Here is a 21,288-nt window from a genome sequence, read left to right as displayed (position 1 = left end):
CCAACGGCGTTCGGTTTGGAACTCCATTTTACTGCGCGGATCAACCGGAGAAATATATGCGGGTCTGGAAACAGGTGGGTGTCAGTGTTGCCGTGGTGGGAGCGGGGCTCTGTCTCTGGGGCTTTTATTCGCCCGAAGCCCGCAATGTTCTCGCTGCCATCGGGCTTGGCAAAATGCCGGCCGGTGCGATCGAGGTTGCCGCATCCGGTGCCGGAACCTCCAGCACGCCAGCGGGCCAGAATGCCGGCGGCGCGCGTCGCAACGGCAACGCCACTCTTGTGGTCATGGCTCCCGTCAAAAAAGGTACGGTCAATGACCGGCTGAATGCCATTGGCAATGGCGAGGCGATCCAGTCGGTCGTCGTCATGCCGCAGGCCTCCGGCACGCTTTCGGAAATCCGCACCTCCTCCGGTGCCCGCGTCGTGAAGGGGCAGGTGCTCGCGCGGCTCGACGATGAGGAGCAGGTGATCGAGCGTGACAAGGCGCAGGTCACGCTGCGCAGCGCGGTTGAAAAATCCAATTCCTACAAGAACCTGAAATCCGTTTCCCGCCTTGATGTGCTGGATGCGCAGATTGCCGAAGAGGCTGCCAAGCTTGCGCTGAGCACGGCCGAACTCAATCTCAAGCGTCGCGACATCGTCGCGCCGATCGAAGGTGTGGCGGGCATCGTTGCCGCCAATATCGGCGACAACGTCACCACGCAATCGACCATCGTCAGCATCGACGACCGATCCGAAATTCTTGTCAATTTCTGGGCTCCCGAGCGCTTCGCAACCGCGATCAAGGTCGGCATGCCGGTGGAGGCGACGTCGATTTCCCGGCCCGGCGAGACTTTCAAGGGTGAGATCGAGGCCGTCGACAACCGTGTTGACGAGGCAAGCCGCACGATCCGCATCCGGGCGAAGTTCGGCAATGAGAAAGACGAGCTGAGGGCAGGCATGTCCTTCGGCGTCACCATGCGTTTTGCCGGGGAAACCTATGCTTCGGTCGACCCGCTTGCCGTGCAGTGGGATGCGGAAGGCTCCTATGTCTGGCGCGTTACCGACAACAAGTCGAACAAGGTGCGGGTGCAGATCGTGCAGCGCAACCCCGACGCCGTTCTCGTCAAGGCGGAACTGGCGGAGGGTGAGCCCGTCGTGATCGAGGGTCTGCAACGTGTGAGAGAAGGCGGCGCGGTCCGCGTCGGCAATCAGCCGAAGCCTGAGGAGGTTGCCAGCCAATGACGACACCGCCGCCTTCGGTTAAGGATTCCAAGCTCGCCTTTACGGCATTGTTCGTCCGCAGGCCCATTCTGGCGGCGGTTCTCAACACGCTGCTGGTCGTCGCCGGCCTTGCCGCGCTGGTTGGTGTCGAAGTGCGCGAATTGCCGGATGTCGACCGGCCGATCATCAGCGTCAGGACCACCTATGACGGGGCGGCGCCGGAAACAATCGACCAGGAAGTGACGCAGACCATCGAAGGTGCGGTGGCACGTGTCAGCGGCGTCAAGTCCATCTCCTCCAATTCGCAATTCGGCACAAGCCGCGTGACGCTGGAATTCGGCGACAATGTCGATCTGGCTGTCGCCGCCAACGACGTGCGCGACGCCATCGGCCGCGTCACCAATCAGCTGCCTGACGATGCCGACGAACCGCAGATCATCAAGGCGGATTCCGACAGCCAGCCGATCATGCGTCTTGCCGTCACCTCGACCACGCTCAGCATGGAAGACCTGACCAAGCTGGTGGATGACGAAATCATCGACCGTCTGGCCGCCGTTGACGGCGTTGCCGATGTGGAGCTTTACGGCGATCAGGAAAAGGTTTTTCGCGTCGATCTCAATCAGGCGGCGCTGGCAAGCCGTGGTTTAACCGTCACCGATGTTTCCAACGCGCTGGCGAGCGCGGCCCTCGACGTGCCGGCGGGATCGCTGAAAAGCACGACGCAGGATATCGTCGTGCGCGCCACGGCCAGCCTGACGAAGCCCGAAGATTTTTCCAATCTTTTGATCAAGAACAATATTCGCCTCAGGGACGTCGCGACCGTCATGCTGGGGGCGGATGATGAATCCACCTCGCTGCGTTCCAATGGCGTGCAGGGCGTCGGTCTCGGCGTCATCCGCCAGGCGCAGTCGAACACGCTCAGTATTTCCACGGGCGTGAAGGCCGCTGTCGATGCCATGTCGGCCAACCTGCCTGATGGTACGCGTGTCGTCATCACCAGCGATGACGCCGTCTTCATCGAAGGCGCGCTGCACGAGGTTGAGCTGGCACTTGGACTCTCCGCGCTTATCGTCGTCGTGGTGCTTTACCTGTTCCTGCGCGACTGGCGCGCCACACTCATTCCGGCAATCACCATGCCGGTGGCGCTGATCGGCACCATTGTCGCGATCTATATGGTCGGCTTTTCGGTCAATATTCTGACGTTGCTCGCCATCGTTCTGGCGACCGGCCTGGTGGTTGATGACGCCATCGTGGTGCTTGAAAACATCGTGCGCCGCCGCACGGAAGGCATGGGGCCGCGGGCCGCTGCCGTTCTCGGCACGCAGGAAGTCTTCTTCGCGGTTATCGCAACGACGGCGACGCTTGCCGCCGTGTTCATTCCGCTTTCCTTCCTGCCGGGCCAGCTTGGCGGCCTGTTCCGCGAATTCGGCTTCGTGCTGGCCTTCGCGGTGGGCTTGTCCTCGATCGTGGCCTTGACGCTTTGCCCGATGCTGGCTTCGCGCATGCTGAAGGAGGGGCTGAAGGAACCGGCGGGACCGCTTGCCTGGTTCGGCAATGTCTTTGCCTCCACCTATAAGTCGACGCTTTCCGCCTGCCTCAACAATCCGCTGATCGTCATCGTCGTGGCGTTGATCTTCTCCGGCCTGTCGTGGATCGCCTTCGGCATGATCCAGAATGAGCTGACGCCGCGCGAGGACCGCGCCTCGATTATGATGCGGGTGACCGCGCCGCAGGGTGTCAGCCTTGAATATACCCGCGACCAGTTGCAGCGGATCGAGGAAAACCTGCAGCCGCTGCGCGACAGTGGCGAAATCCGCAATATCTACTCCATCACCGGCATGAACGGTTCGTCCAATACCGGCTTCATGGTGCTGACGCTCGCCCCCTGGGCAGACCGCGAGCGTACGCAGAACCAGATCGCCGCAGATGTCACTTCCGCCGCCAACAGGGTGCCCGCGCTGCGCGGCAATGCGATGCAGCCGAACAGCCTCAGAATTCGCGGCGCCGGCAACGGGTTGCAGATGGCGATGGTCGGCAGCAATTATGCGGCGCTGACGGCGGCGACGCAGAAATTGCTGCTTTCGATGGAGGAAAGCGGCCTGTTCGACACGCCGCGCTTCGACAATGAACCCAATCAGGCGCAGATCTCCGTCTCCATCGACCGCGAGCGTGCGTCGGATCTCGGGATCGACATTACCGGCCTGTCGCGCGCCATGCAGTCGTTGCTGGAAGGGCGCTCGATCGTCGACGTCTTCGTGGATGGCGATGCGATCCCCGTACGGCTGCTATCGTCTACCCGGCCGATCAACGATCCGACCGATCTTGAAAACGTCTTCCTGAAAACGGGCGACGGCAAGATCGTGCCGATGTCGGTCATTGCCACACTCAAGGAAAATGCGGTTGCCCCGCAGCTGAACCGCGAGCAGCAGCTTGCCTCCGTCGGCTTCACCGCCAACCTCAAGGATGGCGTTTCGCTTGGTGAGGCCCTTCAAAAGGTGAATGAGCTGTCACAATCGGTAATGCCGCCTGGCGCCCGCCTGCTGCCGCTCGGTGAAGCGGCGACGCTTGAGGAAAATTCGAGCGGCATGTTGCTGACCTTCGGTTTTGCCATCGCCATCATCTTCCTCGTGCTGGCTGCGCAGTTCGAAAGTGTGCTGAGTTCGGTCATCATCATGTCGACGGTGCCGCTCGGCCTTGCCTGCGCGGTCATCGCGCTGCTGGTCACCGGGTCCAGCCTCAACGTCTATAGCCAGATCGGCCTCGTGCTGCTTGTCGGTGTCATGGCCAAGAATGGCATCCTGATCGTCGAATTCGCCAATCACCTGCGGGATCAGGGCGCTACCGTGCGCGAAGCCATCGAGAAGGCCACCAGCATCCGTCTGCGCCCCGTCATGATGACGATGATCGCCACCATTCTCGGCGGTGTGCCATTGGTGCTGGCGCAAGGGGCGGGTGCGGAAGCCCGCATCGCGCTCGGTTGGGTCATCGTCGGCGGTCTCGGTTTTGCGACTCTGGTGACGCTTTACATCACCCCGGTCTCCTATCTGCTGATTGCCCGCTTCGCCAAACCGCAGGCGGATGAGGAAATCCGCCTCCACCGCGAACTGGAACTTGCCGCCCGCCGCAAGGCGCTGGAGGAGGACAAGCCGCTGCTTGCTGCGGAATAAAAAACGGTTGCCGCCAATTACCGTCCGGCGCAATTGCGATGCTGGACAAAGCGTTAACCTTACCCCATACCACCTGACGGAATTTCGTAACGGATCTGCTCCGTTACGGGCAGATGTTGCGGTGGAGATGGATGATGGCGCTGAAAGATGTGGTGGCGGGAAAGCGGAACGAAGAGGGTATCGCATCTGCGCTCGCGGTGTTGAAGCAGCAGCTTGGCGACAGGCTCCAGACCGGCAAGGCGTTTCGCGAGCAGCACGGCCACACCACCACCTATCTGACCCTGCAGGCGCCTGACGGCGTTGTCTTTGCCGAGAGCGCCGATGATGTGAAGGCCGTGGTGAAGGTCTGCGCGCAATATAAGGTGCCGGTCATTCCGTTCGGAACGGGGTCTTCGCTGGAAGGTCAGGTCAATGCGCCCAACGGTGGAATCTGCATCGATTTCAGCCGGATGAATCGCATCATTGAGGTGAATGCCGAAGATCTTGACGTGACGGTGGAGCCGGGCGTGACGCGCGAGGACCTGAATGTCTATCTGCGCGATACCGGCCTGTTTTTCCCGATCGATCCGGGTGCCAACGCCTCGATCGGCGGCATGGCCTCGACGCGTGCATCAGGCACCAATGCCGTGCGCTACGGCACGATGAAGGACAATGTTCTGGCCGTCACCGCCGTCGTCGCCAATGGCGAGGAAATCCGCACGGCACGCCGAGCGCGCAAATCGTCCGCCGGTTATGATCTGACGCGGCTTTTCGTCGGTGCGGAGGGGACGCTCGGCGTCATCACCTCGGTCACGCTGCGGCTGCAGGGCATTCCGGAAAAGATCGCCGGCGGGGTCTGCACCTTCGATAGCATCAAGGCAGCCTGCGACGCTGTCATCATGACGATCCAGATGGGCGTTCCGGTTGCCCGCATCGAATTGCTTGATGAGGTGCAGGTGCGCGCCTGCAACGCCTATTCCGGCCTGAACTACGCGGAGAAACCGACGCTGTTCGTGGAGTTCCACGGCACGGAGAAAACGGCGGCGCTGCAATCGCAGCAATTTGCTGAAATCGCGGCCGAATGCGGCAGCGTCGATTTCCGCTGGACGGGCGATGCTGCCGAGCGCAACAAGTTGTGGAAGGCAAGGCATGATGCCTATTGGGCGTCGCGGGCGCTTGCGCCGCATCTTGACGGGCTTTCCACCGATGTCTGCGTGCCGATTTCGCGCCTTGCAGATTGCGTGGTGGAAACGCAGCAGGATATTGCTGAAAACGGGTTTCTGGCGCCAATCGTCGGCCATGCGGGCGACGGGAATTTTCATGTCCTTATTCTGTTCGATGGCAAGGATGCCGAAAGCGTCGCGAAAACCGAGGCTTTTGTCGCCCGCCTCAACCGCCGGGCGATTGCCATGGACGGCACCTGCACCGGCGAACATGGCATCGGTCAAGGCAAGATGAGTTTTCTGGCCGAAGAAGCAGGAAATGCGCTGGATGTGATGCGTGCCATCAAAACGTCGCTCGATCCGGATAACATTTTCAATCCGGGCAAGTTGTTCCGGCTTGTCTGATCATTCTCACATTTGATTGGTACAAAAGGCTGCTTGCCGTTAAGGCAGAAAAGAATAGGTTTGCAGCGTTCGCGAAGGGAGATGCAGGTCAGTGCTCGGGCGTATTCTGGTTTTTCTGGGCGGACTGCTGGCCTTGGTGCTGTTTTCGGCGCTGCTCATTCCCTATTTCGTCGACTGGACGGATTTCCGTCGCGATTTTGAAGATCAGGCGAGCCGCATTCTGGGCAAGAAGGTGGTGGTGCACGGCCGGGTCGAGGCGCGTATCCTGCCTTTCCCTTCGGTAACGCTGCATGATGTGCGCGCCGGAACGGATGCGGATGGTTCGCCGCTCATCCAGGTCGCGCGTTTTTCCATGGATGCCGAGTTAGCACCTTTCCTTTCCGGCGAGGCGCGCATCTTCGACATGCGCATAGAGGAGCCCAAGGCCAAGATCAGGCTTTTGAAGGACGGCACGCTGGACTGGATGCGTGGCAGCCGGGCGGAAATTCCCGCCCGCACCGTGGTTCTGGAAAGCGTGCAGATCGAAGGCGGACAGATCGAATTCATCGATGAGCAATCCGGTCGCAACCGTGTCGTGACCGGCCTTAACGCCGACATGTCCGCCAATTCGCTGGCCGGGCCGTGGAAGGCGGAAGGGCGTGCTGCCGTTGATGGACATCCGGGCTCTTTCTCCCTCTCCAGCAGCGAACCCGATTATGCCGCTGGCCGCATGGGGCTCAGGGTGCGGGTTGTGCCGGATGAACATCCGGTCGAGGTCGATCTGGACGGCGCGATTGCTGCAACGGCCGGGAAGCCTGCCTATAGCGGTTCCTTCGCTTTCAGCTTCCGGGAAGACGAAAAGCAGAAACAGGCCGGACAGTCGCTGTTTTCCTCGCCGCGTACACGCGGCAGTTTCGAGCTGACCAATGAAAGCGTGCGCATATCGAGCTACCGCATGGAACTCGGCGGCAGCGAAAACCCTTACGTCGTGACCGGCGAGGCGACGCTGGATACCGGTGCGAAGCCGGAATTCCTGCTGACGGCGGATGGCCAGCAGATCGATGTTGCCCGCTTTGCGCCACCCGTCGTACAAACGGGCAAGACCTCGCGCCAGCCCACCGCCTCCGTGCGCCAGCGCATCGAGGCCTTTGCGGCCATGGTGGCGCGCATTCCCGTGCCACAGGTGCCGGGCAAGGCCAGCATCAGCCTTCCCGCGCTGGTTTCCGACGATACGACCATCCGTGACATCAGGCTGGATGTGCGCCCTGATGGCAGCGGCTGGCAGGTGGTGAATGCGGTTGCGACGCTGCCCGGCAGGACGCAGCTGGAAGCCAAGGGCTCGCTGACACTGCTTGGTGGCCCGGCCTTCAACGGCAATCTGCTTCTCGCCTCCAACCAGCCGTCGGGGCTTGCCAACTGGCTTTCCGGTTCCGTCGATCCGGCGATCCGGCAGCTGAATGCGGCCGGTTTTTCCGCCGATGTCTCGCTGACGACGCTCAACCAGCGTTTCAACAATCTCGAGCTTGCCATCGGCGACGCTTCGCTGAAGGGCGAACTGGAGCGGCGCTCGGATGGCAAGACTTCCAATCTCTCCATCGATCTTGCCGGCAATGAAATCGATCTCGATGCGCTGAAGGCGCTCGGTAGTCTGGCGCTGGGCGATCAGGTCGGAAGCTCGGTTCTCGATCATCGCATCGACGCCAAGTTCAAGGCCGACCGGTTCAACATGGCCGGCGTGACCGCAAATCATGTCGAGACCGCCTTCACCATGGCCGGTGGTGTTCTGACGCTTGAAAACATGACGGCCGGCGATATTGCCGGCGCTGAGGTCAAGGCCAGAGGGCAGTTGCAGGGTTCGTTGCTGAAATATGCGGGCAAGGGCACGGTAAACCTGCATGCTCCGGATATGCAGCCGTTCTTTACAATGCTGCAGCAGAAATTGCCCAACCACCCCTTCCTCAGCCGTCTGGCCGCCAGCGCGCCCTGGTACGCCAATTCCGATCTTGCCGTAGATGTTTCGGTGAACAGTGAAAATGGCGGGGCCAATGTGGCCGTATCAGGCACCGTCAACGGCAGCCGCCTGTCGGCCGTTGCCAAGATGCCGGATTTCCTGTCGATCACCGATGATACGGCGATGTCGCTGGAAGCGGTGTTGAAAAACCAGTCGACAGCCATCCTGTTCGGGCAGGCGGGGCTTGATCCGCTGCCGTTCGATGCGGATGGCGAGGGGCTTCTTTCCGTCAAGCTCAATGGCACGCTCGGTTCGCCGGCCCAGACCGATATCCGCTTCTCAACGGAGCGTACGCATTTTTCGATGAGCGGCTCCTTTGCCGTTGCTGCCGCCAATTTCGGTGAGGGCAGCGCGGATGTGGCGCTCGAGAGTGCTGATATCGAGCCATATCTCATCATGAATGCGGTAGGGTTGCCGCAACTCGGCGGCGGCATGGCTGTGAAGGCCAATGCGAAAGTGGCGGTCGATGCGCAGAAGATCGCTTTTTCCTCGGTTGGCGGGCAGGTGGGTGGCAATCCCTTCTCCGGCAATCTCGCGGTTCAGCGCGCCGCGCCTTATCCCGTCAGCGGTGATCTGTCGGTCAGGACCGCCGATCTCGCCTGGCTGGGGGATGCGATCTACGGCCCGGTGATTGACCCGGAAAATGGCGCGCTCAACGCCAAGCCTTTGGCCATGGCGGCTTTCCCACAGCTCAAGGCCTCACTGTCGCTGAAGGCGGAAAACTTCGAAGCGGGTCCCTTCGGCACGATCACGGGTCTGGCGGCCAAGGTGACGCATGATTCGGGCAGTCTTTCGCTCGATGAGGTCACGGGCGGCTTCATGGGCGGCAAATTGACGGGCCGGCTTGCCATGTCCACGGGTGAAGGGGCGGGGATTTTCCGCACCAAGATCGCGGTGGCCGATGCCAATCCGGAGCCTATCCTGTGGGCGAACGCCAATGGGCCTGTGGCGACCGGCCGAATTGCCATCGACCTGACGGCTGAATCGACGGGCAAGAGTGTCGGCGAAATTCTGAAATCGGCGGGTGGTTCAGGTGAAATCCGTGCCGGCGGCCTGGTGCTGAAGGGGCTCAATCCCGCCGCGCTGCCGCCGATCCTTCAGGCGGCGGATGGTTTGCAGCAGCCTATCGATGCGCCCAAAGTTCGGCCGCTGGTGGACCAGAACCTGTGGCAGGGTGAAATCGGGCTTGGCGATGTGGCCCTGCCGTTCTCGCTGAATGGTGGTGCGCTTCATTTCCAGAATCTGCGCGCCGGGATCGATCCGGTGACGCTTGCCGGTGATGCGACGGTGGATATTGCCGCATCGACCTTGAATGGTGATCTCGATCTTCTCTTTAATCCCGGCACCGAAGCGGTTGCCGGAGCTGAGCCGTCTCTACGCCTGAATTATAATGGCCCGCTGGCGGCACCGGCTTTGACGATCGATGTTTCGACACTCAGCAATTACCTGTCGCTCAGGGCTTTCGAAAAGGAGCGCCGTCGGGTGGAGGCCATGCAGGCCAGCGTTCTTGAAAAGCAGCGCCTGCGCCGCGAAGTGGCGCTTTACCGCTCCCAGGCGGCTGAGCGGCAGGCTGAAAAGGAACGGGCAGAAGCGGAAGCCAAAGCGAAGGCGGAAGAGGAGGCGCGGCTGAAGGCTGCGGCCGAGGAGCGTCTTCGCCAGGAGAAAGAACAGCAGGAGCGGTTGCTGCAGCAACAGCAGCAACCCGTGCCCGAGCGGCAATCGGCGCCGATTCTGGTCGTGCCACCGACGGAAAATGCGATCCGCGACCTGGCGCCGGAAAACGCGCCGGCCAATCCATAGCTTGTTTGAAAAGTGGAGGTGGATCGCCTTCAGATTTGCAGGATGTGGAGGCTGGCACCCTAAAACGGGTTCATTCCCTTTCCCGGGATCTATGGCCATCGTCGCGCCCGGTTGCGAAACTTCGGGTCAAGTCAGAGGAGGGGTGTCTGGTAACGGCTGGTGACATCGTCTCAGGACAAATGTTGGTGCGGTCTGGATACCCGTGTTTTTGGCGGTCTTTCCAGAGTTATCCGGCAGCCGATTAAATCCAGCTCTCTCGTTCGCCGAAGGGCGTGTCGGCATCGAAGTTTTTCGTGCCAATCCTGCTGCTCTCTCCCGACAGGCTGGGCTTATCCGCGCTGTCGCCTGAAGCTGCCGATTTGTCAGCGCTGTTTTCGAGAGCCTCAAGCTGAGCCTTGAGCGAGGCGATGGCGCTCTTCAGTTCCTCCTGGGCTTTCGCTTCGGTGGTCTGGGCCAGCTCCGACTGTTTTTCGGCAATCTGCGATTTCAGCTCGGAAACGCTTGAAGAGGAGGTGGATGAAGAAGAAAGGACGGAAACAGCAATGCTTGTTCCCGAAACGGCAGAAACCATGGGTCGCCTCGTGGCGGATGTGTGGATTGGAAAGTTATGAAACAAAGACTGAAAACAAGGCTACGCAATACGGGAATGCCTTGCAGCGCAGATTAGGCTGCTAATGTTTAATGAATGCTTTCGCGACGTTACGAGTTTTTCGGCCCGAATGTTTGTAGTCTGTGGGCCGGCATATCAGGGCGGCGCCCATGTCGTTGGCTGGACGGAAAGATTATCTGGTCTTCAGCCAGTTCAGCACATAAACGCGCAAAGACGAGGACAGGTTGCTGTCGACGGGCCGGTTATCATCAATTTCCGCAAGCAGGGCAGCGAAGCTGATCTTGCGCTTTTCGGCAATCGTCTTCAGTTCTTCCCAGAAGGCATCTTCAAGTGAAATGCTGGTGCGGTGGCCGTGTAATGTTGCTGAGTGCTTGCGGATCATCAGATCGGCCTCCGGCTGGAAATCTGAATCATGTTTCGCCGGCAAGCCTCTGTTTTGCGATTGATTTCCGATTTTGCGGGGAGTTGGCTGCGGCAGGTCCGATCGTCAGTCCCTGTCGGCCCCGCCATCACCCTTTTCGAGCCGCCCTTGATCGAGCGCCTTTTCAGCTTTCTCATTGAGGGCCGATGTCAGATTTTTTTCGGTCTTGCTGCGGCCGAAGGACAGGCGGTTCTGTTCCGCCTGTTTTTCCTTTTCGTTGCGGGCTTTCTGCTTCCGAAACTGACGCAGATTGACGATATCGGCGGCCATGCGGATATGTCTCCTTGGGTTTCGGGTGGCGGAAGAAAGGCCGTTATTGCTTCTTGCGGAAGGCATCCAGCGAAACGACGGAGCCTTCCTTCTTTTCCTCGCCGGCCTTGGGGGCGTCGGAGGTGGAAGCGGGCTTTGCCTCGTTGGAAACGGGATAGGCGGTGATTTCGGCCTCTTCCATCTCTTCTTCATCGGCCAGGGGCACGTCGAACTCAAGTTCGAAATTGACGGAAGGATCGTAGAAACCGCGAATGGCGTTATAAGGGATAACCAGCTTTTCAGGCGTATCGGAGAAGGACAGACCGATTTCGAAGCCGGTTTCCGTTACCTTCATATCCCAGAACTGGTGCTGGATAACGATGGTCATCTGCTCGGCATATTTCGACTTGAGGTGCTGGGAAATCCGCACGCCCGGCGCGCCGGTCAGGAATGTGATGAAGAAATGATGGTCGCCGGGCAGGCGGCCGGTTGCGGCCACTTCACCCAAAACCTTACGAATAACGCCGCGAAGGGCATCCTGTGCGAGAATGTCGTAACGGATATGATCCTGCCCCATGCGGTCCTGTCTTTCCCTTATTCGAACGTCTTTTAATGCGCTGCGCGTCTTGCGCGCCAAGGACGCTGTAACACTTTGAATCTTTGCGCAATCCTGAACCGGAGATCGAACTCGATCCAGACGGCTGCGCGTTACCCAAGTATACGCAATGTCCCGAACGGCAGCAACGGAAAAGCCGATGCCGTTCGCAAGTCAGCTATCATATAACCAATTCAGGCAAAATGGAGAAGGTGGAGGTTTCTGTTGCCAGGTACCTCCGAACCCCGCCTTACGGGGCTAACCGTAAGGACTTAGAGCGGAATTCCCGCACCGCCATTAGGCAGCGAGAGCGTATTCCTTAGCGTTGTTGTCGTTTGCAACTACACTTGTGACCCGATAACGGCGGTATCATGCCGAGCAAAAGTTCGATCTTTACGCCCTTGTCGATCCTATTTCGCCCCCATCAAAAGCCGGCCTTCCCTTAAAAGAAGTCCGCCGGTTTTTGGTGGAGGCGCCGGGTACCGCCCCCGGGTCCAATAGGTTTATTACACCGACCGTTTATCGCCATAGCCGGGTTGCCCCGGCAAAGCTCATATAGGCGTTTCGCCCGGCGGAGAAAAGGGGGGCTATGACAATTCCATGAAAAGGTTTCGTGTTTGACGTTGACAATTTAGACAATTCTTGACGACGAGAGATTGCTGTCACATTCTCCGTGCAACCGGTCACCAGAAGCAACGTGGCGCCGGGGACACACGAAGGAGTTGATATGACCGACTATCTCGCAGATGTGAAGAAATACGATGCGGCAGCCGACGAAGCCATCGTTGGCAAAATCGTCAAGCATCTCGGCATTGCGTTGCGCAACCGGGATTCATCGCTGGTGTCCGCTTCCGATCCGGAAGAGCTTGCGCGCGTCAAGGCAAGCTGGTGCGGCAAGAAGCTCGGCGTGACCGACGATAGCGCCGACAAGGCGATCGACGCCACTGCGAAAGCCATGGCTGCGGACCGCTCCAAGTCGCGCGTGACCTTCTATTATCTGGTGGCCAAGGAACTGGGCAAACTCCAGTCGCTTTGATTTGAGGCGGGGATAAGCCCGCATTAGGTGATTGGTTCTGCCGCCCTGTGCTATTATATTCTCCTGATATCAGGGAATCGGCGGCAGAACGCATGAAACAATATCTCGATCTTCTCCGGCATGTGATGGAAACCGGCTCCGACCGTGGAGACCGCACCGGCACCGGCACGCGCTCGGTCTTCGGTTACCAGATGCGTTTCGATCTTTCGCAAGGCTTTCCGGTCCTCACCACCAAGAAGCTGCATCTGCGCTCCATCATCCACGAACTGCTGTGGTTCCTGAAGGGCGACACCAATATCGCCTATCTCAAGGAGAATGGCGTTTCCATCTGGGATGAGTGGGCCGATGAAAATGGTGATCTCGGCCCCGTCTATGGTGCGCAATGGCGCTCGTGGCCGGCACCGGATGGCCGTCATATCGACCAGATCGCGCTTTTGATCGAGGCGCTGAAAACCAATCCCAATTCCCGCCGCCACATCGTTTCAGCCTGGAACCCGGCGCTGGTGGACGAAATGGCGCTGCCGCCCTGCCATTGCCTGTTCCAGTTCTATGTTTCGGATGGCAAATTGTCCTGCCAGCTTTATCAGCGCTCGGCCGATATCTTCCTCGGCGTGCCGTTCAACATTGCATCCTATGCGCTGCTGACGCTGATGGTGGCGCAGGTCGTAGGTCTGAAACCGGGCGATTTTGTCCATACACTCGGTGACGCACATATCTACGCCAATCATTTCGAACAGGCACGGCTGCAGATGACGCGCACCCCGAAGGCCCTGCCGACGATGCGTCTCAACCCTGATGTGAAGGACCTTTTCGGCTTTAAGTTCGAAGACTTTACGCTTGAGAATTACGAGGCCGATTCAAGCATCAAGGCACCGATCGCGGTATGAGCGAGGCGCGTGTCACCATCATCGTTGCAGTGTCGGAAAACGGCGTCATCGGCCGTGATCTCGACATGCCGTGGAAGCTCTCCACCGATCTCAAGCGCTTCAAGGCGATGACGATGGGCAAGCCGCTCATCATGGGCCGCAAGACGTTTTTGTCTGTCGGCGAGCGCCCCTTGCCGGGCCGCCCGCATATCATCGTCAGCCGCAATGCCGATTACAGGCCGGATGGGGTGGATGTCGTCTCGTCGCTGGAAGAGGCTTTGAAGCTTGCCAAAGACAAGGCCGCGGAACTGGGCGTGGATGAGGTTTTTGTGGCCGGCGGCGGGGAAATTTACCGTCAGGCGATGCCGTTTGCCGATCAACTTTCCGTCACCCATGTGGCGGTAAAGCTTGATGGCGACACTTTTTTTCCGGATATCGATCCTGACATCTTTGAAAAAATCGACGAGAATGCCGTTCCCGCAGGGGAAAGGGACAATTATCCGGTTCTGTTCACCACTTATTTGCGAAGAGCCGCGTCAAAGTGAACTATTTACCGCGATTGGGTATTTAGTTACCACCTCTGCGTTGAAACGGACGCTTCTCCTTCTTATAACGGGTCGATATTCCCGCCGCACGCGAGCAATCGCTTTCGAACGGAACCGGGAGAGGCTTTTATAAAGAGGTATTGATGCCCTGGAGCAATCAGAATGGCGGCGGCGGCCCTTGGGGCGGCGGCGGTGGAGGAAACAACCAGGGTGGCGGTGGCGGCCCGTGGGGACAGGGGCCTAACCGGCCTCGCGGCGGCGGTGGCGGCAACAATGGCGGCCCACCTGATCTGGAAGAGATCATCCGGCGCAGTCAGGACCGTTTCAAGAATGTCCTGCCGGGTGGCTTCAACGGTGGCGCGGTTGCGATTCTCGTTCTTGTCGTCCTCGTTTTCCTCGGCATCCAGTCCATCTATACCGTCCAGCCGGATGAGCGTGGCGTTGAGCTGCGTTTCGGACGTCCCAAGGACGAAATCTCGATGCCCGGCCTGCATTTCCATCTGTGGCCGATCGAGACGGTTGAGATCGTCAAGGTTACGGAACAGCAGCAGAATATCGGCTCGCGCGCCTCGTCGTCCTCATCGAGCGGCGTGATGCTGACCGGCGACCAGAACATCGTCAACGTGCAGTTCTCGGTGCTCTATACGGTCTCTGATCCGAAATCCTATCTCTTCAACGTCGACAGCCCGGCCGAGACGCTGCAGCAGGTTTCCGAAAGCGCCATGCGCGAAGTGGTCGGCCGTCGTCCGGCGCAGGATATTTTCCGCGATAACCGTCAGGCCATTGCGGGCGATGTACGCAGCATCATCCAGTCCACCATGGACGGTTACGGCGCCGGCATTTCCATCAATGCGGTCGCCATCGAAGATGCGGCGCCGCCGCGCGAAGTGGCCGATGCCTTTGATGAAGTGCAGCGCGCCGAGCAGGATGAAGATCGCTTCGTTCAGGAAGCCAACCAGTATGCCAACCAGAAATTGGGTGCGGCACGCGGTCAGGCGGCACAGATCGTTGAAGAGGCGAACGCTTACAAGTCGCGTGTCGTCAACGAGGCCGAGGGTGAGGCGCAGCGCTTCATCTCCATCTATGATCAGTATCGCACAGCACCTGATGTGACCCGCCAGCGCATGTTCCTTGAAACCATGGAACAGGTCCTGAAGGGCTCCAACAAGGTCATCATCGACGAAAAGCAGGGCGTGGTGCCTTATCTGCCTCTGAACGAGATCATGCGCGGCAATACAGGCGCAGCACAGCAGGGAGGCAACTGATATGGGTAACCGTCTTACTGCCATTCTCGTCGGTCTCGCCGCCGTGCTTTTCCTTGGCTATTCATCGATCTTCGTCGTCAACGAGCGCCAGCAGGCAATCGTCGTGCGCTTCGGTCAGATCCAGGATGTAAAAACCGCGCCGGGCCTCTATTTCAAGCTGCCCTTCGCGTTCATGGATGCCGACCGGGTGCAATATGTCGAGAACCGGGCGTTGCGCTTCGATCACGACAATATCCGTGTTCAGGTTTCGGGCGGCAAGTTCTATGAAGTAGACGCCTTCGTCGTCTATCGCATCACGGATGCACGCCGGTTCCGCCAGACGGTCTCGGGTGACCAGATGTCGGCCGAATCGCGTCTTCGCACCCGTCTCGACGCATCTTTGCGCCGGGTCTACGGTCTTCGCGGCTTTGAATCGGCACTTTCTGATGCACGCGCATCGATGATGCAGGAAGTGCGTGACGATCTGCGCCCTGATGCGGAATCGCTCGGCATCAGCATCGTGGATGTCCGCATCCGCCGTACCGATCTGACGCAGGAAGTGTCGCAGCAGACCTTCGAGCGCATGAAGTCGGAACGTCTGGCTGAAGCTGAACTCATCCGCGCCCGCGGTAATGAAGAAGCCCAGCGCCGCCGCGCTATCGCCGACCGTCAGGTCGTCGAGTTCGAGTCCGATGCGCGTCGTCAGTCTGAAGTACTGCGCGGTGAAGGTGATGCCAACCGTAACCGCATATTCGGCGAAGCTTTCCAGCGCGATCCGAACTTCTTCGAGTTCTATCGCTCCATGGCGGCCTATTCCAATTCGCTGAACGGCACCGGTACGACGCTGGTCCTGTCCCCGGACTCGACCTTCTTCCGTTACTTCAACGACATCAACGGTGCTCCGTCTGCGGCTCCGGCCGCACCCGCAGCGCCCGCGCCGGCGAACTGATATCGGATCAAAAGAGTTTGAAAGGGCCGGTTTTACCGGCCCTTTCTTTTTGACAGGCCCCGCACGACGTCATCCTCAGGCACGAGCCGAGGATGACGGAGGAGAGGGCCGAGCAGCCGTTGTTGCTAATTTGAGGACTGGTTTTGGCCGGCCCTTTCTTTTCACTCCCGTTTCGTGCCAATGCTGTGGGCAGGGGCAAGGCATCAACTGCCTGTTCACGAAAAGGTATTTTTACACTTCATCATTCCGCCTTATGCTTTGTCGATATATGCAAGGCGAGACTATCTGAAACGCGAGGACGCTTATGGCCGTGACCCTTCTTTCGCCTTTTCGCAACAGCATTGCCGCAGTCGCGGGCATCGCGCTTGTGGCGGGTAGCCTTTCGGCACCGGTTGCTGCGAGAGCGCAGAGCCATGGGCCGGAATCGGTGGCCGATCTTGCCGAGCCGCTTCTGGATGCGGTGGTGAATATTTCGACGTCGCAGAACGTCAAGACCGAGGGCAAGGGACCTGTTCCGCCAAAGCTCCCGGAGGGGTCGCCCTTCCAGGAATTCTTCAAGGATTATTTCGACAGCCAGAAGCCGGAGGGCGGTGAAAAGGTCAATTCACTGGGTTCCGGTTTCGTCATTGATCCCGCCGGTTATGTCGTCACCAACAACCACGTCATCGAGGGTGCTGATGCCATCGAGGTGATTTTCCCGAATGGCTCGAAGCTAAAGGCAACGCTTGTTGGCACCGATACCAAGACCGACCTTTCGGTCTTGAAGGTAGAGCCGAAAACGCCGCTGAAGGCCGTCAAGTTCGGCGATTCGCGCAGCATGCGCATCGGCGACTGGGTAATGGCCATCGGCAACCCCTTCGGCCTTGGCGGTTCGCTGACTGTCGGCGTCATTTCCGCGCGTGGCCGCAATATCAATGCCGGCCCCTATGACAATTTCATCCAGACGGATGCGGCGATCAACAAGGGCAATTCGGGTGGTCCGCTCTTCAACATGAAGGGCGAGGTGATCGGCATCAACACCGCGATCATTTCCCCGAGTGGTGGTTCGATCGGTATCGGTTTCGCCGTTCCGACGGAACTTGCGCAGAATATCGTCCAGCAGCTGATCGAATTCGGCGAGACCCGTCGCGGCTGGCTCGGCGTTCGCGTTCAGCCCGTCACGGATGATGTGGCGGCAAGCCTTGGCATGGAAAGTGCCAAGGGTGCGCTTATCTCCGGCGTCGCCAAGGGCGGCCCGGTAGAGAACGGCCCTATCCAGGCCGGCGATGTCGTGCTGAAATTCGACGGCAAGGACATTCATGAAATGCGTGATCTCTTGCGGATCGTGGCGGAAAGCCCGGTTGGCAAGGAAGTCGATGTGGTGATCCTGCGCGACGGCAAGGAGGAGACCGTCAAGGTCAAGCTCGGCCAGTTGCAGGATACGACCGAAGAAAAGGCCGCGACCGAAGACCCGCAGGCCGAAGATGGCGATGGCGGCGTGGTTGCGCCTGATGATGATGGCGGCACCGACGATCAGGCGCAGGACCAGACGCCGGAAGTGCGTGAAGCGCCGCAGAGCGTGCTTGGCATGAACCTGGTCGTCCTCAGCAATGAGCTGCGCACGGAAAAGGGCATTGCCGAAAGCGTTGAAGGTGTGCTGGTCGCAAGCGTCGATACGGGTTCGCCGGCCGAACAGAAGGGCATGAAACCGGGCGACATCATCGTCGAAGTCGGGCAGGACTTCATGGAAGTTCCCGGTGACGTGCTGGTGCGGATCAACGGCCTGAAATCCGAAGGCCGCAAGAATGCGCATATGATGGTTGCAGATGCGCAGGGCAATCTGCGCGTGGTGGCGCTGCCGCTGGAGTAAAGCGCTTTCCACCGGTTCGGCAGGAATCGGGTGGTTGTGGTCCCGGCCTCTCTCTAATCCTTGGTCTCCATCAACGGAGGTCAAGGATATGAAATTACTCGAAAACAAGGTTGCCATCATCACTGGAGCGTCATCCGGCATCGGCCGGGCGACGGCGAGGCTGTTTGCCTCGCAAGGGGCAGCCGTCGTCATCAATGCGCGGGGTGCTGCTGCGCTGGAAGAGGTTGCCGCCGGGATTCGCGAGACCGGCGGCCGTGTCCATGCCGTTGTTGGCGATGTCAATCTTGAGGAAACCCATTCCCGGCTGGCGGATGCGGCCGTGAGCATTTTCGGCGGTCTCGATATCGCCGTCAACAATGCAGGCGCGGTCGGAGCCATGAAGCCGCTGGCGGAGATTTCCGCCGAGGAATGGGATTACGTGCTCACAGCCAATCTCACTTCCGCATATCTTGGGGCGCGTCACCAGATTCCGTTGATGCTGAAGCGGGGCGGTGGCTCGATCGTCTTTATCTCCAGCTTCGTTGGCACCAGTGCCGGCATACCGGGCATGACGGCCTATGGTGCGTCGAAGGCGGCGCTGATGGGGCTGGTGAAAGGCATTACCGCAGATTATGCCGTGCAGGGCATTCGCGCCAATGGGCTGCTTCCCGGCGGGGTCGACACACCCATGGCCGGAGATGCGGCCCAGAAGGAATGGGCTGCAGGCCTGCATGCGATGAAACGCATCGCCGAGCCGGAAGAACTGGCGCAGGCCGCACTTTTCCTGGCAAGCCCGATGTCGAGTTTTGTCGCCGGGGCGGCGCTGTTTGCCGATGGCGGCAATGCCGCGGTGAAGTAAAGTTCGAGGCTGGCGGGGAGGGCGTTATTGCGACTGCCGTTCCCGCCATTCCGCCAGCGTCAGCGCATAGGTCACATGCGGACGCAGATGCGGATGGGTGTCATCAGGCACGCGTGGATGATCGAAATCGCGTGACGGGTCACGCTTCAGGCCGATGCGCTCCATCACGCGGGTCGAGCGGTGATTGTCGTGGACGGCGAAGGAGACAATTTCCGGCGTCTCCTTTTCATCAAAGGCCATGACGAGCAGCGATTGTGCGGCTTCGGTGACATAACCGTGGCCCCAGTAACGGGTGGCCAGCCGCCAGCCGATCTCCATGGTACCAATCGGGAAGGGCGGATCGAGGTTCATGACGGGCGATATGCCGCAGAAACCCATGACTTCGCCGGTTTCGCGCAGCTCCATGGCGTAGAAGCCATAACCGCTGCCACGGATCATGCCGTTGATTGTTTCCAGAACCGCATCCGCTTCCGCATGGCTGCGGCGGAAGGGGAAGAACTCCATGACCTTTTCGTCGGCATTGATTTCCCGGAACAGGTCGCGGTCGCTCTCCTTCCACTCGCGCAGAATGAGCCTTGGTGTTTCGCGGATGATCATGGAGTGACAAAATCCGTCTTGCGGTAGCCCTGAATGTAAAGCAGCGCGGTGAGATCGCCGTGGTCGATGCGCATCTGCGCTTCAGCCGCGACGGCGGGCTTGGCGTGCAGGGCAACACCTGCGCCGGCCAGATGCAGCATGCCGAGATCGTTCGCGCCATCGCCGACCGCCATTGCCTCTTCCGGCGAGATGCCGAGCTTTGCGGCAATGTCATTCAGTGCGTCCACCTTGGCCTGTTTGCCGAGGATGGGTTCGGCAACGGTGCCGTCAAGCTCGCCATTGGCTTCGCCGAGCAGATTGGCGCGGTTCTCATCGAAACCGAGCATGGCCGCGACCCGGCCGGTGAAGACCGTGAAGCCACCGGAAACGAGGGCAGTGTAGTAGCCCTTCGCCTTCATGGTGGCGATCAGTTCCTTGCCGCCTGATGTCAGCGTGATGCGCTTTTCGATGACGTCGTCGATCACCGAGACCGGCAAGCCCTTCAGCAGCGCCACGCGTTCGCGGAGTGCCGGCTCAAAAGCGATCTCGCCATTCATGGCGCGGGCGGTGATGGTGGAAACCTTGTCCTTGAGGCCGACTTCGGCGGCCAGCTCGTCGATGCATTCCTGGCCGATCATGGTCGAATCCATATCGGCGATCAGAAGTTTCTTGCGGCGCTGGTCCTGCTCCTGGATGACGATATCGATTGGCTGGCCAGCGAGCGCGCCGGCAATCGCGTTGCGGGCCTCTTCGGCATTGGTGCCGGAAGGCAAAGCGATATCGCAGGCGACACCATCCGCCAGCCAGTAAAGACCTGACGCATTGACGGCCTTAGCGGCGGTTTCGCCGAGGGCCGGTGTCAGAACAGGATTTGACGGATTGGCGATAAGCGTGGCAACGAGAGCCATGATGAAAAACCTTGATGAGAATTTTGATGCGATCCTGATAACCGGCCCGACGGCAAGCGGCAAGTCTGCGCTTGCGCTTCGTCTCGCGCGGGAGCGGAATGGCGTCGTCATCAATGCCGACAGCATGCAGGTTTATGACACGCTGCGGGTGCTGACCGCCCGGCCTTCAAAAGAAGAAATGCAGGGCGTGCCGCATCTGCTTTACGGCCATGTGCCGGCAAGCAGCCTCTATTCCACGGGTGAATGGCTGCGGGATATTTCCGTCCTGCTTTCGGATCTGCGTGGGCAGGCGCGTTTTCCCGTCATCGTCGGCGGCACGGGGCTTTATTTCAAGGCGCTGACCGGGGGATTGTCGGACATGCCTGCCATCCCGGAGGAAATCCGCGACAGGCTGCGCGGTCGGCTGATTGAAGAAGGGCCGGCGGTTCTCCACACGGAATTGTCGCGACGCGATCCCGTGATGGCTGAGGGCCTGCAGCCGGGAGACGGCCAGCGTATCGTCCGGGCGCTGGAAGTGATCGAGGCGACCGGAAAATCGATCCGGGATTACCAGAAGGCCAGCGGCCCGGTGATCGTCGATCCTGACCGGGCGCAGAAATTCGTCGTCTTGCCCGACAGGCCGGTGCTGCATGACCGCATTAACCGGCGTTTCGAGGCCATGATGGAAAGCGGCGCGGTGGAGGAGGTGGAGGCGCTTCTGGCTCTCAAGCTTGCGCCCGACGCGACGGCGATGAAGGCGATCGGCGTTTCTCAGATCGCCGATATGCTGGCCGGGCGCATGAGCGAAGCGGAGGTGATCGAAAAATCGGCCGCTGCGACCCGCCAATATGCCAAACGGCAGATGACCTGGTTCCGCAACCAGATGGGGGAGGACTGGACTCGCATCCAGCCCTGAA

General features: G+C 59.8%; 18 protein-coding genes and 1 other RNA gene. 12 read left to right on the top strand and 7 right to left on the bottom strand.

Features of this window, described 5'->3' with window-relative positions:
* The first annotated feature begins 56 nt into the window (after positions 1 to 56).
* From AKG12_RS04590 to AKG12_RS04575, 4 genes are all read left to right on the top strand, one after another.
* A complete protein-coding gene (locus AKG12_RS04590; protein WP_052817988.1) occupies positions 57 to 1,223 on the top strand; it encodes an efflux RND transporter periplasmic adaptor subunit in 1,167 nt (388 codons plus the stop codon).
* Positions 1,220 to 4,369: an efflux RND transporter permease subunit gene (locus tag AKG12_RS04585; RefSeq protein WP_052817987.1), complete on the top strand. Its 3,150-nt coding sequence runs from the start codon at positions 1,220 to 1,222 to the stop codon at positions 4,367 to 4,369. Before AKG12_RS04590 ends, AKG12_RS04585 begins: the two co-directional genes overlap by 4 nt.
* A 134-nt stretch (positions 4,370 to 4,503) precedes the next feature.
* A complete protein-coding gene (locus AKG12_RS04580) occupies positions 4,504 to 5,916 on the top strand; it encodes an FAD-binding oxidoreductase (protein ID WP_052817986.1) in 1,413 nt (470 codons plus the stop codon).
* Between the two features lie 91 nt (positions 5,917 to 6,007).
* Positions 6,008 to 9,706, top strand: a complete 3,699-nt coding sequence (locus tag AKG12_RS04575; protein ID WP_052817985.1) for an AsmA family protein — start codon at positions 6,008 to 6,010, stop codon at positions 9,704 to 9,706.
* Between the two features lie 241 nt (positions 9,707 to 9,947).
* Here AKG12_RS04575 and AKG12_RS04570 read toward each other — a convergent pair whose 3' ends face one another.
* The 5 genes from AKG12_RS04570 to ssrA all read right to left on the bottom strand — a co-directional run bounded on the left by AKG12_RS04570 (position 9,948) and on the right by ssrA (position 12,166).
* Positions 9,948 to 10,277: a hypothetical protein gene (locus tag AKG12_RS04570; protein ID WP_046798097.1), complete on the bottom strand. Its 330-nt coding sequence runs from the start codon at positions 10,275 to 10,277 to the stop codon at positions 9,948 to 9,950.
* A 211-nt stretch (positions 10,278 to 10,488) separates the two neighbouring features.
* Complete coding sequence (locus AKG12_RS04565) at positions 10,489 to 10,698, bottom strand: ribbon-helix-helix domain-containing protein (protein WP_046798433.1); 210 nt, start codon at positions 10,696 to 10,698, stop codon at positions 10,489 to 10,491.
* A gap of 105 nt (positions 10,699 to 10,803) precedes the next feature.
* Positions 10,804 to 11,007, bottom strand: coding sequence for a DUF4169 family protein (locus AKG12_RS04560; protein ID WP_046798098.1), 204 nt, complete (start codon positions 11,005 to 11,007; stop codon positions 10,804 to 10,806).
* 43 nt (positions 11,008 to 11,050) lie between these two features.
* Positions 11,051 to 11,563 carry an SspB family protein gene (locus AKG12_RS04555; RefSeq protein ID WP_052817984.1) on the bottom strand — a complete coding sequence of 171 codons (513 nt, stop codon included), beginning with the start codon at positions 11,561 to 11,563 and terminating at the stop codon, positions 11,051 to 11,053.
* Between the two features lie 229 nt (positions 11,564 to 11,792).
* Positions 11,793 to 12,166: a transfer-messenger RNA gene (ssrA, locus tag AKG12_RS29175) on the bottom strand.
* Positions 12,167 to 12,308: 142 nt separating this feature from the next.
* Between ssrA and AKG12_RS04550 the strand changes: the two genes are divergently transcribed.
* The 7 genes from AKG12_RS04550 (at position 12,309) to AKG12_RS04520 (ending at position 18,908) form a co-directional block, all read left to right on the top strand.
* Positions 12,309 to 12,617 (top strand): DUF2853 family protein, encoded by a 309-nt coding sequence (locus AKG12_RS04550; RefSeq protein ID WP_035242256.1) that lies wholly within the window; start codon positions 12,309 to 12,311, stop codon positions 12,615 to 12,617.
* A 92-nt stretch (positions 12,618 to 12,709) separates the two neighbouring features.
* The gene (locus tag AKG12_RS04545; RefSeq protein ID WP_052817983.1) at positions 12,710 to 13,504 is read left to right on the top strand and encodes a thymidylate synthase; all 795 of its coding nucleotides are present in this window, start codon (positions 12,710 to 12,712) and stop codon (positions 13,502 to 13,504) included.
* Positions 13,501 to 14,028 carry a dihydrofolate reductase gene (locus tag AKG12_RS04540; RefSeq protein ID WP_052817982.1) on the top strand — a complete coding sequence of 176 codons (528 nt, stop codon included), beginning with the start codon at positions 13,501 to 13,503 and terminating at the stop codon, positions 14,026 to 14,028. The genes AKG12_RS04545 and AKG12_RS04540 overlap by 4 nt, the downstream gene beginning before the upstream one ends.
* A 143-nt stretch (positions 14,029 to 14,171) precedes the next feature.
* Positions 14,172 to 15,293, top strand: coding sequence for an FtsH protease activity modulator HflK (hflK, locus tag AKG12_RS04535; RefSeq protein ID WP_046798102.1), 1,122 nt, complete (start codon positions 14,172 to 14,174; stop codon positions 15,291 to 15,293).
* Between the two features lies 1 nt (position 15,294).
* The gene (hflC, locus tag AKG12_RS04530) at positions 15,295 to 16,221 is read left to right on the top strand and encodes a protease modulator HflC (protein ID WP_046798103.1); all 927 of its coding nucleotides are present in this window, start codon (positions 15,295 to 15,297) and stop codon (positions 16,219 to 16,221) included.
* 304 nt (positions 16,222 to 16,525) lie between these two features.
* Positions 16,526 to 18,070, top strand: coding sequence for a Do family serine endopeptidase (locus AKG12_RS04525; protein WP_052817981.1), 1,545 nt, complete (start codon positions 16,526 to 16,528; stop codon positions 18,068 to 18,070).
* Positions 18,071 to 18,158: 88 nt separating this feature from the next.
* Positions 18,159 to 18,908 (top strand): SDR family oxidoreductase, encoded by a 750-nt coding sequence (locus AKG12_RS04520; protein ID WP_052817980.1) that lies wholly within the window; start codon positions 18,159 to 18,161, stop codon positions 18,906 to 18,908.
* A 24-nt stretch (positions 18,909 to 18,932) separates the two neighbouring features.
* Here AKG12_RS04520 and AKG12_RS04515 read toward each other — a convergent pair whose 3' ends face one another.
* Complete coding sequence (locus AKG12_RS04515; protein WP_046798106.1) at positions 18,933 to 19,505, bottom strand: GNAT family N-acetyltransferase; 573 nt, start codon at positions 19,503 to 19,505, stop codon at positions 18,933 to 18,935.
* On the bottom strand, positions 19,502 to 20,392 hold the full coding sequence (serB, locus tag AKG12_RS04510) for a phosphoserine phosphatase SerB (RefSeq protein ID WP_052817979.1): 891 nt from the start codon (positions 20,390 to 20,392) through the stop codon (positions 19,502 to 19,504). The genes AKG12_RS04515 and serB overlap by 4 nt, the downstream gene beginning before the upstream one ends.
* On the opposite strand from serB, the gene miaA reads away from it, so the two are divergent.
* The gene (gene miaA / locus AKG12_RS04505; protein WP_052817978.1) at positions 20,391 to 21,287 is read left to right on the top strand and encodes a tRNA (adenosine(37)-N6)-dimethylallyltransferase MiaA; all 897 of its coding nucleotides are present in this window, start codon (positions 20,391 to 20,393) and stop codon (positions 21,285 to 21,287) included. The genes serB and miaA overlap by 2 nt on opposite strands.
* Position 21,288 lies beyond the last annotated feature (1 nt).

Origin of the sequence: Agrobacterium sp. SUL3 (assembly GCF_001263295.1) — a bacterium.
Lineage (GTDB): Bacteria > Pseudomonadota > Alphaproteobacteria > Rhizobiales > Rhizobiaceae > Agrobacterium > Agrobacterium tomkonis.
The sequence above is the reverse complement of the archived record's forward strand: the minus strand, read 5'-3'. Positions and strand labels throughout refer to the sequence as shown.

Coding starts and splice junctions, on each gene's coding strand:
- AKG12_RS04590 (WP_052817988.1), top strand. CDS start 57: ATGCGGGTCTGGAAACAGGTGGGTGTCAGTGTTGCCGTGGTGGGAGCG.
- AKG12_RS04585 (WP_052817987.1), top strand. CDS start 1,220: ATGACGACACCGCCGCCTTCGGTTAAGGATTCCAAGCTCGCCTTTACG.
- AKG12_RS04580 (WP_052817986.1), top strand. CDS start 4,504: ATGGCGCTGAAAGATGTGGTGGCGGGAAAGCGGAACGAAGAGGGTATC.
- AKG12_RS04570 (WP_046798097.1), bottom strand. CDS start 10,277: ATGGTTTCTGCCGTTTCGGGAACAAGCATTGCTGTTTCCGTCCTTTCT.
- AKG12_RS04565 (WP_046798433.1), bottom strand. CDS start 10,698: ATGATCCGCAAGCACTCAGCAACATTACACGGCCACCGCACCAGCATT.
- AKG12_RS04560 (WP_046798098.1), bottom strand. CDS start 11,007: ATGGCCGCCGATATCGTCAATCTGCGTCAGTTTCGGAAGCAGAAAGCC.
- AKG12_RS04555 (WP_052817984.1), bottom strand. CDS start 11,563: ATGGGGCAGGATCATATCCGTTACGACATTCTCGCACAGGATGCCCTT.
- AKG12_RS04550 (WP_035242256.1), top strand. CDS start 12,309: ATGACCGACTATCTCGCAGATGTGAAGAAATACGATGCGGCAGCCGAC.
- AKG12_RS04545 (WP_052817983.1), top strand. CDS start 12,710: ATGAAACAATATCTCGATCTTCTCCGGCATGTGATGGAAACCGGCTCC.
- AKG12_RS04540 (WP_052817982.1), top strand. CDS start 13,501: ATGAGCGAGGCGCGTGTCACCATCATCGTTGCAGTGTCGGAAAACGGC.
- hflK (WP_046798102.1), top strand. CDS start 14,172: ATGCCCTGGAGCAATCAGAATGGCGGCGGCGGCCCTTGGGGCGGCGGC.
- hflC (WP_046798103.1), top strand. CDS start 15,295: ATGGGTAACCGTCTTACTGCCATTCTCGTCGGTCTCGCCGCCGTGCTT.
- AKG12_RS04525 (WP_052817981.1), top strand. CDS start 16,526: ATGGCCGTGACCCTTCTTTCGCCTTTTCGCAACAGCATTGCCGCAGTC.
- AKG12_RS04520 (WP_052817980.1), top strand. CDS start 18,159: ATGAAATTACTCGAAAACAAGGTTGCCATCATCACTGGAGCGTCATCC.
- AKG12_RS04515 (WP_046798106.1), bottom strand. CDS start 19,505: ATGATCATCCGCGAAACACCAAGGCTCATTCTGCGCGAGTGGAAGGAG.
- miaA (WP_052817978.1), top strand. CDS start 20,391: ATGATGAAAAACCTTGATGAGAATTTTGATGCGATCCTGATAACCGGC.
- serB (WP_052817979.1), bottom strand. CDS start 20,392: ATGGCTCTCGTTGCCACGCTTATCGCCAATCCGTCAAATCCTGTTCTG.